The organism is Halocalculus aciditolerans, assembly GCF_014647475.1.
GTDB lineage: Archaea > Halobacteriota > Halobacteria > Halobacteriales > Halobacteriaceae > Halocalculus > Halocalculus aciditolerans.
Genome location: NZ_BMPG01000004.1, coordinates 154,380 through 169,002, shown reverse-complemented (window position 1 = coordinate 169,002; position 14,623 = coordinate 154,380). Strand labels below are relative to the sequence as shown.

At 62.3% G+C, this 14,623-nt stretch carries 16 protein-coding genes and 2 tRNA genes; 12 read left to right on the top strand and 6 right to left on the bottom strand.

Going from position 1 to position 14,623, the window contains the following annotated elements; genetic code table 11:
- Nucleotides 1-95 precede the first annotated feature (95 nt).
- The 3 genes from IEY26_RS14490 to IEY26_RS14480 are packed head-to-tail and all read left to right on the top strand — an operon-like array spanning nucleotide 96 to nucleotide 1,775.
- The gene (locus IEY26_RS14490) at nucleotides 96-278 is read left to right on the top strand and encodes a hypothetical protein (protein ID WP_188980198.1); all 183 of its coding nucleotides are present in this window, start codon (nucleotides 96-98) and stop codon (nucleotides 276-278) included.
- The gene (locus IEY26_RS14485) at nucleotides 271-831 is read left to right on the top strand and encodes a hypothetical protein (protein WP_188980196.1); all 561 of its coding nucleotides are present in this window, start codon (nucleotides 271-273) and stop codon (nucleotides 829-831) included. Before IEY26_RS14490 ends, IEY26_RS14485 begins: the two co-directional genes overlap by 8 nt.
- Nucleotides 828-1,775, top strand: a complete 948-nt coding sequence (locus tag IEY26_RS14480) for a phage NrS-1 polymerase family protein (RefSeq protein ID WP_188980193.1) — start codon at nucleotides 828-830, stop codon at nucleotides 1,773-1,775. The genes IEY26_RS14485 and IEY26_RS14480 overlap by 4 nt, the downstream gene beginning before the upstream one ends.
- 155 nt (nucleotides 1,776-1,930) lie before the next feature.
- On the opposite strand, the gene IEY26_RS14475 is transcribed toward IEY26_RS14480, so the two are convergent.
- Nucleotides 1,931-3,259: a TatC family protein gene (locus IEY26_RS14475; RefSeq protein ID WP_188980191.1), complete on the bottom strand. Its 1,329-nt coding sequence runs from the start codon at nucleotides 3,257-3,259 to the stop codon at nucleotides 1,931-1,933.
- Nucleotides 3,260-3,713: 454 nt separating this feature from the next.
- Nucleotides 3,714-3,787: transfer RNA gene (locus tag IEY26_RS14470), tRNA-Phe, on the bottom strand.
- Between the two features lie 114 nt (nucleotides 3,788-3,901).
- Between IEY26_RS14470 and IEY26_RS14465 the strand changes: the two genes are divergently transcribed.
- The gene (locus IEY26_RS14465) at nucleotides 3,902-4,105 is read left to right on the top strand and encodes a hypothetical protein (protein ID WP_188980189.1); all 204 of its coding nucleotides are present in this window, start codon (nucleotides 3,902-3,904) and stop codon (nucleotides 4,103-4,105) included.
- 277 nt (nucleotides 4,106-4,382) lie between these two features.
- On the opposite strand, the gene IEY26_RS14460 is transcribed toward IEY26_RS14465, so the two are convergent.
- Nucleotides 4,383-4,455 (bottom strand) — tRNA-Val (locus IEY26_RS14460).
- Between the two features lie 63 nt (nucleotides 4,456-4,518).
- Between IEY26_RS14460 and IEY26_RS14455 the strand changes: the two genes are divergently transcribed.
- Nucleotides 4,519-4,995 (top strand): DUF192 domain-containing protein, encoded by a 477-nt coding sequence (locus IEY26_RS14455; RefSeq protein WP_188980187.1) that lies wholly within the window; start codon nucleotides 4,519-4,521, stop codon nucleotides 4,993-4,995.
- Nucleotides 4,996-5,048: 53 nt separating this feature from the next.
- Nucleotides 5,049-6,995, top strand: coding sequence for an ABC transporter ATP-binding protein (locus tag IEY26_RS14450; RefSeq protein ID WP_188980185.1), 1,947 nt, complete (start codon nucleotides 5,049-5,051; stop codon nucleotides 6,993-6,995).
- Nucleotides 6,996-7,013: 18 nt separating this feature from the next.
- Here the strand turns inward: IEY26_RS14450 and IEY26_RS14445 are convergent, their stop codons facing one another.
- Nucleotides 7,014-7,259: a type II toxin-antitoxin system HicA family toxin gene (locus tag IEY26_RS14445; RefSeq protein ID WP_188980183.1), complete on the bottom strand. Its 246-nt coding sequence runs from the start codon at nucleotides 7,257-7,259 to the stop codon at nucleotides 7,014-7,016.
- On the bottom strand, nucleotides 7,260-7,466 hold the full coding sequence (locus IEY26_RS14440; protein ID WP_188980181.1) for a type II toxin-antitoxin system HicB family antitoxin: 207 nt from the start codon (nucleotides 7,464-7,466) through the stop codon (nucleotides 7,260-7,262).
- A gap of 111 nt (nucleotides 7,467-7,577) precedes the next feature.
- Here IEY26_RS14440 and IEY26_RS14435 point away from each other — a divergent pair, with 111 nt between their 5' ends.
- From IEY26_RS14435 to IEY26_RS14425, 4 genes are all read left to right on the top strand, one after another.
- The gene (locus IEY26_RS14435) at nucleotides 7,578-9,458 is read left to right on the top strand and encodes a PINc/VapC family ATPase (RefSeq protein ID WP_188980179.1); all 1,881 of its coding nucleotides are present in this window, start codon (nucleotides 7,578-7,580) and stop codon (nucleotides 9,456-9,458) included.
- A gap of 212 nt (nucleotides 9,459-9,670) precedes the next feature.
- Nucleotides 9,671-10,723 (top strand): ABC transporter ATP-binding protein, encoded by a 1,053-nt coding sequence (locus IEY26_RS14430; RefSeq protein ID WP_188980177.1) that lies wholly within the window; start codon nucleotides 9,671-9,673, stop codon nucleotides 10,721-10,723.
- A 222-nt stretch (nucleotides 10,724-10,945) separates the two neighbouring features.
- A complete protein-coding gene (locus tag IEY26_RS17685) occupies nucleotides 10,946-11,074 on the top strand; it encodes a hypothetical protein (protein WP_268239814.1) in 129 nt (42 codons plus the stop codon).
- A gap of 50 nt (nucleotides 11,075-11,124) precedes the next feature.
- On the top strand, nucleotides 11,125-11,889 hold the full coding sequence (locus IEY26_RS14425; RefSeq protein ID WP_188980175.1) for an SAM hydrolase/SAM-dependent halogenase family protein: 765 nt from the start codon (nucleotides 11,125-11,127) through the stop codon (nucleotides 11,887-11,889).
- Here the strand turns inward: IEY26_RS14425 and IEY26_RS14420 are convergent.
- Nucleotides 11,886-12,161, bottom strand: a complete 276-nt coding sequence (locus tag IEY26_RS14420; protein WP_188980173.1) for a winged helix DNA-binding protein — start codon at nucleotides 12,159-12,161, stop codon at nucleotides 11,886-11,888. The two genes, IEY26_RS14425 and IEY26_RS14420, sit on opposite strands and share 4 nt — an antisense overlap.
- 123 nt (nucleotides 12,162-12,284) lie before the next feature.
- Here IEY26_RS14420 and IEY26_RS14415 point away from each other — a divergent pair, with 123 nt between their 5' ends.
- Both IEY26_RS14415 and IEY26_RS14410 read left to right on the top strand, forming a co-directional pair.
- Entirely contained in the window at nucleotides 12,285-12,584 is a 300-nt protein-coding gene (locus IEY26_RS14415; RefSeq protein ID WP_188980170.1) for an EMC6-like membrane protein, read from the top strand.
- A 2-nt stretch (nucleotides 12,585-12,586) separates the two neighbouring features.
- Entirely contained in the window at nucleotides 12,587-14,455 is a 1,869-nt protein-coding gene (locus IEY26_RS14410; protein ID WP_188980168.1) for a ribosome biogenesis/translation initiation ATPase RLI, read from the top strand.
- Nucleotides 14,456-14,623: the final 168 nt, after the last annotated feature.

Below are 14,623 nucleotides of genomic sequence, written 5' to 3'. Positions count from 1 at the left end.
CTGTGTAGACGGTGGTCTGAGCAGTGGGTCTGCCAGTCGTAGAACTGTGCAGGACGGCTCTTGAGCGATGGGTCTGACTTGCGTGGTGACCAGATATGCCAACGAACAGCAACGACTCTGGCAATCAGGAAGACAGGGAAGCGTCCGAGGAGGGCGTGGATGTGGACAAAGAAACACCCACTCTCAAAAACAGGATGGCCTGTTATCGGGAGAGGGCTATCCAGCGACTCGTCGGATGGAAGCCCATCACCAGTATGGGAGGTTCCAAGGATGAGTAGCAAGGACGGACCAGAAACCGATGGAGGGCAACCCATCGCGTTAGAGGAGCGACTCGACACAGGCTCGAAGTCGTGGGACGAGGTGCAGAAGGACAAGCATCAGTACGACTTCCAGCCGACCTTTCCAGCCTGCTCGAAGGCTCGTACGACGTTCTACGCACGGGAGGCGTGGAACACCGAACGGTACGAACGGTTCTTCGTCCTCCATCACGGTCGCGGCCATACCTACGAGGGATGGGACGGCCAGCGTGTGCGACAGGAACACGTCTTCACCCACCGACGAGCCAGTGTCATCCTCTCCCAAGCCGAGAGCGAGACGCTCGTGAAAGAACAGGCCCGCAGTCGCGTGATTCGAGAGCCACTCCAAGGCTTTAGCCGCTTCTACGAGGGCATCGACGGAGCCGCACTCGGCTTCGCCACCCTCTACAAGTACGACGATGTGGAGGAAGTGAAAGACTCCTATCTGGTAGACGTAGCCGAGGAGATGCTCGATGTAGATGGCGAGCAGTTGGTCAAGTACGTGTGGGACAAGTACGGAGGTGAGGGCCGATGAGTCGCTTCGACTTCACCTTCCAGCAGGACAGCGAGGATAACACAGGTTGTGGTGACCGTTTCCCCAGTCGGCTGAAAGACCACGACCAGTGGCTCGTGACACAGGACAAGAAGCCGGTCGCTCCGTCGAAGGGGTGGCAGAAGTTGGTGAATCTGCTCACCTTCACCGAGGCGCGAGACAAGGCCGAGCAACTCGGTGGAGAGGTAGCCTTCGTCTTCACCGAGAGTGGTCCCTTCATCGGCTTCGACCTCGATGATGTGAAGGTAGACGGCGAGTTTACTAGCGAGGCACTCGGAATCGTGCGACTGCTCGACTCCTACACCGAGGTATCGAGTTCAGGGGCAGGGCTACACGTCATCGCAGAAGGTGACCACTCGGATGACCACAAGCATCGAGGCAACTTATCCGAGGCAGGACACCTCGAAGTGTACGACGATGGGCAGTACTTCGTCCTCACGGGAGACGTGTACGACGGCTCCACCTCGGTCGAGAGCAGGCCCACAGTCGTCGGAGAGGTGCAGGGCGACTATCTCCCCGAATGCCAGAAGTTCTCCTTCACGAGCCAGCAGAAGCCTGTGAGTGAACAGGAGTTCGACGGAGAGGAGACGGATGCGACTCCCGAGCAGGTACGGCGAACCATCCGAGCCTGCGTCAAGCACAGCGAGTGGGACGTCGACCAAGAGGTACTTCGACTGTGGCAAGGGAGCGATGAAGGGCGACCGTCTGCATCGGAGGCAGATATGGCCTTCGTGAAGCAACTCTACTACTGGTGCAAGGGTGACCAGCAGTTGATGGACGAGTGTTTCCGAGCCTCTGGGCGGATGCGACAGAAGTGGGATGAGGTACACTCTTCTGACGGAGCCACGTATGGGGAGATGACCATACGGAAGGTCTGCCGAACCAACAGCGACACCTTCGGAGGAGGGTACGTCGAGAAAGTGTAGGTGTTCGAGGGTGTATTCACTTCACACCCCACCTGTGTTATCCCGTCGGTCATCGGCCGAGGTACACGAGGTGTTTTCTATATACGGCATCACTTGTCCAATCCCTCCATATAATCCTATGACAATCGGGCGCTCAATTGTCCGGTTGGAAAGTTTCACAAGGGCATTTCTTTCCAATTCATATTGAGAACCAACCTAAACTCAACCTCCTCATCTAACGTATGTATTTTAAATAATATATACATTATTATAAGTGATGCAAATGCTGGGAACGGAAAAATGAAGGTATAAACTAATGATACGAACAAAGTGATTTTTATAGACAAGAACTTCTCTCCTATCTTAAGTCCCGGCCACATAAACGAATTGGCTTGATAAATCAACACAGGTATTAGTAATGCAGCCCACATAAACAAACCTATCAAGAAAGATGGTAATGGATTTAGAGGTTTTAGAATCGCTTCAATAAGAAATGGGTTGAAGATATAATATTCACTGAAATAAAATGTTATAATCCCAAAAGAAACCAAAGGAACGACTATTATCGAAATTAATTTTACTGTTAATCCTCTTATATGATTCTGCTTTGATTTAATCATATCCTCATTATCAAACATATGGTTACATAAACATACTATGTAATATAAGAACCAAGCCTTTACTAATTTTATGTCATAATATTTAGCAACATTAGCCAAGGAGGTTCCCTGAATTGGATGAGGCGCGAACCCTTCTTTATACAAATCTGTCAACAATACTGCAAGCAGATAACCAGCGATTGTACCGAGCGCAATTCCCCCAATAAATACAGATGTAGTCAAGAAAATCACGCCAAACAGTGACGGATCAAACGATATTTCATTTGATGATTCAAGAATCTTATTAATTGTCGCACTAAATCCGCTTTTTGTTAATTCGCCGGCTACGATAGAGACCGCTATACCGATAATGATAGATATTACTGCATTTCTCATTCGTTTTAGTGGTGATGATATTTCTCCTTCATATTCATCAAGAAATTCGTCAGGAAATAATTTTGGTATTTTGAAATTCCAAATACGGTAATCCGCAATCACTCCTCCAATTACAGCACCGAGAACCGGTCCAAGCCACCCAATGGTAAAAATTGAGAATGTAACTGCACCAAAGGCCGCAAAAAATGGAACTGTAAAATACCAAGAAATATAATAGAATCCTAAATCAACCATTAGTTCGCTACCCATCCACGTCTCTTGAGGTGTGTGAAAATCTACTTCGTTTTCGGGCTTTTTGAATGGTGGTCCGTCTTGAGGGAGTATAGACCAAACAAAGATAATTAATATAGATCCAGATATAACACCAGTCAATAAACTAAATGTGATTGATGATTGGGCGTTATTAGAAAATTCATTGAATAGTTGTAAGGATGTAAATGAAACAATCGAGTTGGCCATTGCAATTCTTACAAGCCATATTCCCCTTTGATTTGACAACCACCCTGCCATTGTTCAGTCCAAGTAGAGTGACCATCAAGTTACTTTCCCCCACCTGTGCTATTCCGCTGTCTCCTACCCCTCCATACAATCCTATGACAATCGGGCGAGTTCCACTAGGTTGTTTCCGAGATGCGAGGCGCACTCGGTGAAGTCTCTCACTGACCAGCGAGCGCATATGTCTGGTTTCAGAGCAGGCATATTTTCGGAGTCGGGGTGGCCTCCCTCTGTGGAGCGAGTTCGTCGCGCTCTTAAAAAGAAAACACGCCGCTCAAGGCTTGTGCCCTCGATTTACAGCAGTACGCGACTTCGGGCCGAAAGACTCTAGGTTCCCCGATACGTTTCGGTAATTGCAGAACGCCGGAAGTGACGGGGTGCGTCCAGTGACCGGTTGCCTTCGCACGAGGCGAATCCGAATCGCAGGACGGCGTCACATCTCTCGGTCATCAATCGACCGGTAGCAGGATGCCGCCTCCCGGATTTGAACCGGGGACAGCTCGATCTTCAGTCGAGTGCTCTCCCAGTCTGAGCTAAGGCGGCGTGCATCCGAACCGACGCGGAGGAAGGGAAAAAGGATTTCGAATCCCCGCGGGCGGCAGGGAGGTCGTCGCATCCGTCGGTACAACTTTGCGCGCCGCGGACCTAATCACGCGTATGGTACTCCGATCCGCCCTGCTCGCCATCGGCGTCCTCGAACTGCTCCGCCCGAAGAAACTCGTCGACTTCTGGATGCGCCTCGCCGCGAAAGGCGGCCAAGACGTCGAACTCCGCTCTTGGGTCTACGCCGCCGCCCGCCTCGAAGGCCTCTGCATCCTCCTCTGGCTCTTCCTCCAGCGGTCCGCCGGCGACGACGCCTGACGCCGCCCGCTCACCGACGCACTACCTCCGACCTTCTCGATACTCTCTCTGGCCGTCGACGCAGTTCGTCAGAAGTGGATTGGGCGGATGTGAACTTTGGTCGCGGCGAAGTCGCTCCCGAGTTCAAATCCGTCCTCCATTGCGCGTTTTCTCCTCGCTTCGCTCGTCGAAAATGCTCATGGGTCCGGGCGGATTTGAACCACGGTCGTTCCGCTTCGCTCCACTCCCTGCTTCAAATCCGCGGACCATCCGCTCCTCACGTTCGTTCGTCGCAGGATGGGTCCGGGCGGATTTGAACCACCGACCTCTTCCTTGTAAGGGAAGCGTCATAACCACTAGACCACGGACCCAGTACCTCTACCTCGCCGCGCGCTCGGGAAAACGTTTACCGTTCGCGTGAGTGGGTAGGAGTGATGCGTTCCCGTTCCGGAGTCGTCGCGGTCGTCGTGGGGTGTGCGCTCGTGGCGGTCGGTGTCTGGTGGGTTGGCGGAGGGTTCGGCGGCGACGCCGAGAACGCGACGGTGACGGTGAGCGACGCGAACGGGACGACGCTCGGCGTGGTGTCGGCGCGCGTGGCGGATACGCCGCAGGAGCGGTATCGCGGGCTGTCGAACACGGCGTCGCTCGAAAACGGGTCGGGGATGTGGTTCGTGTTCGAGGAGGAGGCGTCGCGGGCGTTCGTGATGCGGGACGTGAACTACCCGCTGGACATCGTCTTCGTGGGCGCTGACGGCCGGATTACGGTCATCCATCACGCGGCGACCGAAGAACCGCCGTACGAGAAGTACCGCGGGCGGGCGAAGTGGGTGTTGGAGGTGCCTCGGGGGTGGGCGTCGGCGCGCGGCGTCGACGCCGGCGACCGCGTGACGGCCATCTACGGCCCGCGCTAGCATGTTTCGAAACGTAGGAATCCTTTTGTTACAGGCTGTCAATCGCCTAGCGTATGAGTTTCGGGTCTGACGACGACCCCTTCGAGGACGTCCGGGAGGAGTCCGGACAGGCCATGAAGCGGCTGTTCCTCGAATACGGGTCCGACAACAAGAAAGCGTTCGCGACCGGTGTTCTCGCGAGCATCTTCGCGCGGGTCTTGGACCTCGTACCGATGTTGATGCTCGGGTACGCCATCGACACAATCCTCAATCAGGATGGGACGTTCTTCGGGTTCCTCCCGGCGTCCGTCCAGCCGGCGACGCGGCAGGGTGAACTCGTCGTCGCCGCCGTGGTCATCGCCGGTGCGTTCCTCGTCGGCGCGGGCTTCCACTGGCTGCGGAACTGGGGGTGGAACTCGTTCAGCCAGCACATCCAGCACGCGGTGCGGACGGACACGTACGACAAGATGCAGCGGCTGAACATGGATTTCTTCGCGTCGAAGCAGACGGGCGAGATGATGTCCATCCTCTCGAACGACGTGAATCGCCTGGAGCGCTTCCTGAACGACGGGATGAACTCGGCGTTCCGGCTCAGCGTGATGGTGCTCGCCGTCGCCGTCGTCCTCTTCACCATCAACTGGAAGCTCGCCATCATCACGATGCTTCCCGTCCCCGTCATCGCCTGGTTCACCTACCGGTTCGTGAAGAACATCCAGCCGGAGTACCAGGACGTCCGCTCCTCCGTGGGGCAGATGAACTCGCGGCTGGAGAACAACCTCGGCGGCATCCAGGTCATCAAGACCTCGAACACGGAGGACTTCGAGGGCGAGCGCGTCGAGGACGTGAGCCAGGGCTACTTCGACGCGAACTGGGGGGCGATTCGGATTCGCATCCGCTTCTTCCCGGCGCTCCGCATCATCTCCGGCGTCGGCTTCGTCCTCACCTTCTTCGTCGGCGGTTACTGGGCGGTCTTCGGCGGACCGTTCGGCCTCGCGGGCTCGCTCTCCATCGGGGATTTCGTCATCTTCATCCAGCTCAGCCAGCAGTTCATCTGGCCGATGGCGCAGTTCGGGCAGATCATCAACATGTATCAGCGGGCGCGGGCGTCGAGCGAGCGCATCTTCGGACTGATGGACCAGCCCTCCCGAATCGTCGAGGACCCGAACGCGCAGGAACTCGACGTCGAAGACGGCAAAGTCGTCTACGACGACGTCACGTTCGGGTACGACGACGAGGCCATCATCGAGGACGTCTCCTTCGAGGTGCCGGGCGGGGACACGCTCGCGCTCGTCGGCCCGACGGGCGCGGGGAAGTCGACGGTGTTGAAGCTCCTCTTGCGGATGTACGACCCCGACGAGGGCGACATCCGCATCGACGGGCAGGACATCCGGAACGTGACGCTGCCGAGCCTCCGGCAGGCCGTCGGCTACGTGAGTCAGGACACCTTCCTCTTCTACGGCACCGTCGAGGACAACATCCGGTACGGGACGTTCGACGCGGAGAAGGAGGACATCGTCGAGGCGGCGAAGGCCGCGGAAGCCCACGAGTTCATCACGAACCTCCCGGACGGCTACGACACGATGGTCGGCGAGAGAGGGGTGAAACTCTCGGGCGGGCAGCGCCAGCGCATCGACATCGCGCGCGCCATCCTGAAAGACCCCGACATCCTCATCCTCGACGAGGCGACGAGCGACGTCGACACCGAGACGGAGATGCTCATCCAGCGCAGCCTCGACGAACTCACGGAGAACCGCACCACCTTCTCCATCGCCCACCGCCTCTCCACGATCAAGGACGCCGACCAGATCGTCGTGTTAGAGGACGGCCGCATCGTCGAGCACGGCAGCCACGAAGCCCTCCTCGCCGAGGACGGCCTCTACGCGAACCTCTGGGGCGTCCAAGCGGGCGAAATCGACGAACTCCCCGAGGAGTTCATCGAGCGCGCCACCGAACGCACGAGCCAGGTCGACGTCGACGACTACGACGCCGACGACGAAGAAACGACTCCGACGCAGGACTGACTCGGCTGTCGGTCCCGCTCAGCGGTGTTCGTCGATCCACCGGCACCACTCCCGGAAATCGTTCGCGCCGCACTGCTCGGCGATGCCCTGCAGCGTCCCGATACGGACGCGGTCGTGGGGCGGAACAGTCACTGTCCGCTTCTCACCCGTCTCCGGGTGCGTGTACTTCAAGACTGCGTGGTCACCACGGGTCCGGTCGTGACGGTAGCCGAACGCCTGGAGAACTGCGACGATGTCTCGCCCAGAGACATCACGCGAAACCATTTACTCGTCGTCGAACCACGGGGCGTCCGGCTCCGGAGCCGGCGTGTCGTCCGTGCGAGCGTCTTCGGTCACCGCGACGGCCTCGTCGAGATCCGCGAGCGCCTCCCGGCGGGTCTCCCCCTGACTGGCGACCCCGGCTGCCTCGTCGATTGCGGACCACCACCCGTCGTCCTCCTCGACGAGCCGAATCTCACGCCCAGTGCTCATACGAACAGATACGGCGGAATATCGGATACGGGTTCGGTCGAACCGACCGAGAGACGCCACGGCTCGCTGAAGAAGGTAGCCTTTTGCGTGCCCCGCCGTTAGGGCGGACGTATGAAGATCGTCCCGGACACGAGCGTGGTCGTCGACGGCCGCATCTCCGAGCTGGTGGAGAGCGGCGAGTACGCCGGGGCCACGGTTATCGTTCCGGAAGCCGTCGTCGGCGAAGTCGAGGCGCAGGCGAACAGTGGGAGAGAGATCGGCTGGGACGCCCTCTCGGAGCTCCAGCGGCTCGCGGAGCTCGCGGACGACGGAGAGATCGAACTCCGGTACGTCGGCGAGCGCGCGACCGAGCCGGACATCGAGCGGGCGGCCGCGGGCGCTATCGACGCCCTCATCCGCGACATCGCGCAGGCGGAGGGCGCGACGTTCGTGACGAGCGACATCGTGCAGGCGGAGGTCGCGGAGGCGAAGCAGATCGACGTCGAATACCTCGAACCGAGGGAGCGCGAGCGCGGCGCGCTCGCCGTCGAGGAGTTCTTCGACGACGAGACGATGAGCGTCCACCTCCGCGAGGGCGTCGTGCCGATGGCGAAACGCGGGAGCGTCGGCGACGTCCACTACGAGCCGGTCGGTGACGCCGAACTCACCGTGGCGGAGCTGAAGGAGTTCGCGTCGGAGATCATGGACGTCGCGAAGCGCGACGACGACGCGTTCATCGAGCTCAGAGAGCGCGGGATGACCATCGCGCAGGTCCGCGATATGCGTATCGCCATCGCGGAGCCGCCGTTCGCGGACGGCTACGAAATCACGGCCGTGCGCCCGGTCGTGAAGACGACGATGGACGACTACTCGTTCGCGGGCGAACTCGAAGAACGCCTCCTCGAACGCGACCGCGGGGTCCTCATCGCCGGCGCGCCGGGCGCGGGGAAATCCACGTTCGGACAGGCGGTGGCGGAGTTCCTCGCGGGCCACGACCAGGTCGTGAAGACGATGGAGAAGCCGCGCGACCTCCAGGTCGACGAGCGCATCACGCAGTACACGGAACTCGGCGGCTCCATGGAGAACACCGCGGACTCCCTCCTCATGGTCCGCCCGGACTACACCATCTACGACGAAGTCCGGAAGACGGACGACTTCGAGGTCTTCGCGGACATGCGACTCGCCGGCGTCGGCATGATCGGCGTCGTGCACGCGACGCGACCCATCGACGCGCTCCAGCGCCTCGTCGGCCGCGTCGAGCTCGGCATGATTCCGCAGATCGTCGACACTGTGGTGTATATCGAAGCCGGTGACATCGAGACGGTCTACGACGTGAAGACGGAGGTGAAGGTGCCCGAGGGCCTCATGGAGGAGGACCTCGCGCGCCCCGTCATCCAGGTGGCCGACTTCGAGACCGGGAAACCGGCCTACGAGATCTACACGTTCAACCGCCAGGTCGTCACCGTCCCGCTCGACGAGGAGAGCGGCGGCACGCAGGAGTCCGGCGTCGACAAGCTCGCGAAGAACGAGATCGAACGCGAGATTCAGGCCGCGACGCGCGGCCCCGTCGAGGTCGAGATTCAGGGCGGCAACAGAGCCATCGTCTACGTCTCGGAGAGCGACATCAGCCACGTCATCGGGAAGGGCGGCGGCCGCATCTCCGACATCGAGAACCGCCTCGGCGTCAGCATCGACGTCCGCACGCTCGACGAATACCCGGGAAACGCCAGTAGCGGGACGACCGAGTCGCGCGGCGGGAGTTCGAGCGGGGCCGGCGGGAGCGCCCGGGAGGGCGACATCGCGACCCCCGAGATCACCTCGCGGCACATCATCGTCCCCGTCGACAACGCCGAACCCGGCCAAACAGTGGAAGTCCAGGCGGACGGCGAATACCTCTTCACCGCGACCGTCGGTCGCGGCGGCGAGATCAAGGTCTCCCGCGGGAGCGCCATCGCCGAAGAACTCGAACGCGCTATCGACCGCGAACACATGATCACCGTCTCGGTGCAGTAACCAACACGCGCCTTCTCGCCGTTCCTCCGGCCATTCCGGCCGTCGCATCGGTGTTCTGCGACTAATCCGGCCGTCGCGTCGGAGGCCCGTCAACCGATCCGGCTGCCGCTCGGGTCGCCCCGGGACCGACCCGGCTGTCGCTCGGGTCGGATTGTAACCGACGCGCCTATTGACCACCACGTTGAACAACCGGGTAATGACGGTGGGTTCGCGTGGGTAGCGTCGACGTCGACGGGGTCTCGAAAGAGTTCGACGGAGCGACCGCGCTCGACGACGTTTCGCTCAGCGTCCGAGACGGCGAGTTCTTCTCGCTCGTCGGCCCCTCGGGCTGTGGGAAGACGACGACGCTCCGCGCCATCGCGGGCCTCGAACCCCCGACGCGGGGCACGATTCGGTTCGACGGCGCGGACGTCGCCGGCGTCCCCGTCGAGGAGCGCGGGGTCGGCCTCGTCTTCCAGCAGTACGCGCTCTTCGAACACATGACCGTCGCGGAGAACGTCGCCTACGGCCTGCGGTTCCACGACCCCCCCGACGGGTCGACGGAAGCGGAGCGCGTCGCCGACCTCCTCGACCTCGTCGACCTCGCGGGGTTCGAAGAGCGCGACCCCGGCGAACTCTCCGGCGGTCAACAGCAACGCGTCGCGCTCGCCCGCGCCCTCGCGCCCGGCCCGGACCTCCTCCTGCTCGACGAGCCGATGAGCGCGCTCGACGCGCGCCTCCGCGACCGCCTCCGCCGCAACGTCAAGGAGATTCAGCGCGACCTCGGCGTGACGACCGTCTACGTGACACACGACCAGGCGGAGGCGCTCGCGGTCTCGGACCGCGTCGCCGTCATGCACGGCGGCCGCGTCGAACAGGTCGGCACGCCCCGCGAGGTCTATCGCGCGCCCGAGACGCGATTCGTCGCGTCCTTCGTCGGCGAGAACAACCTCTTCGACGGCACCGTCACCGCCGTCGACGCGCCGGACGAGGGCGGCCAAACCGTCACGGTCGCCGTCGACGACCACGCCTTCCGCGTGCGCTCCGACCGCGACGCCTCGGTCGGCGACGCTGTCACCGTCTGCGTCCGCCCCGAACACCTCGACGTCGCCGTCGACGCGAACCAGTTCGAGGTCACTGTGGGGACCGCGGAGTTCCAGGGCGCACGCACCACCGTCCACGCCGCCTGGGACGACCGCGACGTCGTCGTCACCACCGACGCCCCCCCCGAGGAACGCGCGACCGCGACCCTCGGCTTCCGCCCCGACGACGCCGTCCTCGTCTGAGCCCCGTCGCACTCGCCTTCCTCCCTTCCCCGTCGTTTCGCGATTTCTCCATCAACTGCAGTGACGCCCATGCGCCCTGTCACGCCACCCCGTGAGACACATCCTCTATGTAGACGAGAATGTCGTGAGTCGCGGTATCACGGCCGCAGGAGCGTGTGTACTGCGCCCATGGTATCTCGAACCTCACAATACTTACAGTACCGGCGGGCCTACGAGTGTGTAATGACACCCGAGCAGGTCAACGCCGAGATGCAGTACCGACGCGACAGCATGAACCAGTCCGTGTGGCCGGCCATCCTCCTCCCCGTCGTCGTCACCGCCCTCGCGCTCGTCTCCGGCGGCCTCTTCTGAGCGGCTCGCTTTCCGAAACCCGAAGCCTCTCGCGCCCCTGAGTCGCGACTATGCTCACGCTCGCGAGCGACTTCGGGACGCCCTACCCGGCCGCGATGAAGGGCGTCATCCTCCAGCGCACGGACGCACGACTCGTCGACGTCGCCCACGACTTCCCGAGACAGGACGTCCGCACCGCCGCGTTCTGGCTGCGCGAGACGCTCCCTCAGTTCCCGCCCGCCGTCCACCTCGCCGTCGTCGACCCCGGCGTCGGCACGGACCGCCGCGCGCTCGTCGTCCGCGCCGGCGACCACGTCCTCGTCGCGCCCGACAACGGCCTCGTCCGCCCCGCGGCCCGCGCGCTCGCCGACGGCGGTGCGGCGGACGTCGAGTGCTACGAGTACCACTACGCGGACGACGCGACCGAGAGCACGACGTTCCACGGCCGCGACGTCTTCGCGCCCGCCGCCGCCGAAATCCACGAACGAGGCGCGGCGGCCCTCTACGAGGTCGACGCTATCTCACGAATCGACGACGCCGTCGACCTCGCCTTCCCGGAACCCGACGTCGGCGACGACCGCGCGTGGGGCGAAGTCCTCGTCGTCGACGACTTCGGGAACGCCATCACGAACATCCCCGGTGGCTTCCTCGACGGTCGCGACGCCGTCTCGGTGAACGGGACGCGCGCGCCCGTCGAACCCGCGTACGCGAACGTCGACGCGGGCGACCGGCTCGTGACGGTCGGGAGCCACGGCTACGCGGAGTTAGCAGCGAATAGAGGCCGCGGCGCGGACGCGTTCGCGGTCGGCGTCGGCGACTCGGTCGAGCTCGATTAGTGTGCGGTTTCCGTCTCGGCTTCGACGTCCTCGCCCTCCTCGCCCGCGGTGAGGCGGTAGAGGCTCTGTCGGGCGTCGGCGAAGTAGATGTCCTCGTCGACGACGTCGCGGTTTTCGAGGCGTTCGAGGGCGTACCTGACCGTTCGCGCGGACAGCATGGACTCCTCGACGATGCCTTTCTGGGTCTTCGGGCCGTCGTACTCCAGAACCTTGTAGACGAGTTTCGCGCTCGGCGGGAGGTCCTCGAGGGCGTGCTCTGACTCGCTTCCCATCGTTACGAATCGAAACACTACATCAGCATAAAGGTGCGGGAGATGCTCGCACGGCCCGCGCGACTCGACGCGTCTCGGCGGGGAAGCGAACTGCTTTTGAGCGCGCGGCGAGGACCTCTACGCATGACTGAGACCGCAGACCGCCGCCAATCCCACCGGCGGGGGGTGACGGTGACGACCGTCGCCTGCCTCACCGGCGTGGCTGCGGGGCTGGTGACGAGCGCGCTCGCGTCGAGCGCCACGGACACGACCGGTGCCGTGGTGGTCGTCGGCGCGTTCCTCCTCAACCTCGGCGTCGTTCGCGTGCTCGGCGTCGACGTCGACGACTTCTCGGCGAAAGACCACCTCTACACCGCGTTCATGACGTTCTCTCTCTGGTTCGTGACGTGGGGCATCCTCCTGACGAGTAACGTCTCCCTCTAACGATGGCCGGGGACAGCATCGCGGTCGTCGACCTCGACAGGTGTTCGCCCGACCGCTGTAACTACGAGTGCGCGAACTACTGCCCGCCGAACAGAACGGGAAAGGAGTGCATCCAGACGCGCGGCGAGATCTACGACGAGGACGAGCCCTTCGAGGGCGGCCCCGACCAGGTCCAGATCTCCGAGGAGATCTGTCTCGGCGAGACCTGCGGGATCTGCGTCGAGAAATGCCCGTTCGACGCCATCGAGATCATCAACCTCCCGGAGGAGCTGGACGAGTCGCCGACCCACCGCTACGGCGAGAACGCCTTCTCCCTCTACGGCCTCCCCATCCCGGAATCCGGGAAGGTCACGGGCCTCCTCGGCCCGAACGGCATCGGGAAAAGTACGGCCGTGAAGATTCTCGCGGGCGAAATCACGCCGAACCTCGGCCGCCACGGCGACGAGCCGTCCTGGGAGGAAGTCATCGACCAGTTCCGCGGTACGGAGCTCCAGAACTACCTCGAAGGCGTGCGCGACGGCGACATCGACGTCGCGCGGAAACCGCAGTACGTCGACCAGATTCCCGAATCCTTCGACGGGAACACCCGCCAGCTCCTCGAAGCGACGGACGAACGCGACGCGCTCGACGAGCTCGTCGAACGCCTCTCGCTCCGCCCCGTCATGGAGCAGTCCATCGAGAACCTCTCCGGCGGCGAACTCCAGCGCGTCGCCCTCGCCGCCACCCTCGCTCGGGACGCCGACTTCTACTTCCTCGACGAGATCACGCCCTACCTCGACATCGGGCAGCGCGTCACCGCCGCGCGCCTCATCCACGAACTCGCCGAGGAGGAAGACCGCGCGATGCTCGTCGTCGAACACGACCTCGCCATCCTCGACCTCGTCGCCGACAGCCTCCACGTCGCCTACGGTGAACCCTCCGCGTACGGTGTCGTCACCTCGCCGAAGTCCGTGAAGAACGGCATCAACGAATACCTCCGGGGGTATCTCGACGCCGAGAACATGCGGATCCGCCCGGAAGCCATCGAGTTCGAAGCGCACGCGCCCCGACCCAGCACGGAGTCCGAGACCCTCGTGGAGTACCCCGCGATGACGAAGTCCTACGGCGAGGGCGAGTTCGCCCTCGAGGTCGACGCCGGCGAAATCAACCGCAACGAGGTGCTCGGCATCGTCGGTCCGAACGGCATCGGGAAATCCACCTTCGCGAAACTCCTCACGGGTGAACTCGAACCCGACGGAACGGACGGGGAAGCGGACCTCGACGTCCAATCCGAGGCCGGCGACTTCGACCTCGACCTCGACATCGCCTACAAACCCCAGTACGTCGAGGCCGACCAGCCAATCCGCGTCGACGCCTTCCTCTCCTCCATCACCGAGGACTTCGGCTCCTCCTACTGGAACACCGAAATCGCCCAGCCCCTCCAGCTGGAGCGCATCATGGAGCAGAACCTCACCGAGCTCTCCGGCGGGGAGCGCCAGCGCGTCGCCATCGCCGCGACGCTCTCGAAGGACGCCGACCTCTACCTCCTCGACGAACCCTCGGCCCACCTCGACGTCGAACAGCGCGTCCTCGCGACGCGCGCCGTCCGCCGCTACGCCGAGAACCACGAGGCCACCGTCATGGTCATCGACCACGACATCTACACCATCGACCTCCTCGCCGACCGCCTCATGGTCTTCGACGGCGAACCCGCCCACCACGGCCACGCGACGGACCCGAAAGAGATGCGCGCCGGCATGAACGAGTTCCTCGCCAACCTCGACGTCACCTTCCGCCGCGACGAGAACCTCGGCCGCCCCCGCATCAACAAACCCGGCAGCCAGAAGGACAAACAGCAGAAACGCGACGGCGAATACTACTACACGCAGTAGAAAACCCTCGGCGAACGCGCCTCCGAGCGCTTCGCCTCGCCCTCTTCACGTCCGCCAGGGTCGCGCCCTGACGGACGCGACACGTTCTGTGTGGATTCTACCGGGGAGCGCGAGCGCCACTGAGACGCTCGCGCTCCGCGGTGGCTGTCGCCGCTCCCTGTCGTTCAC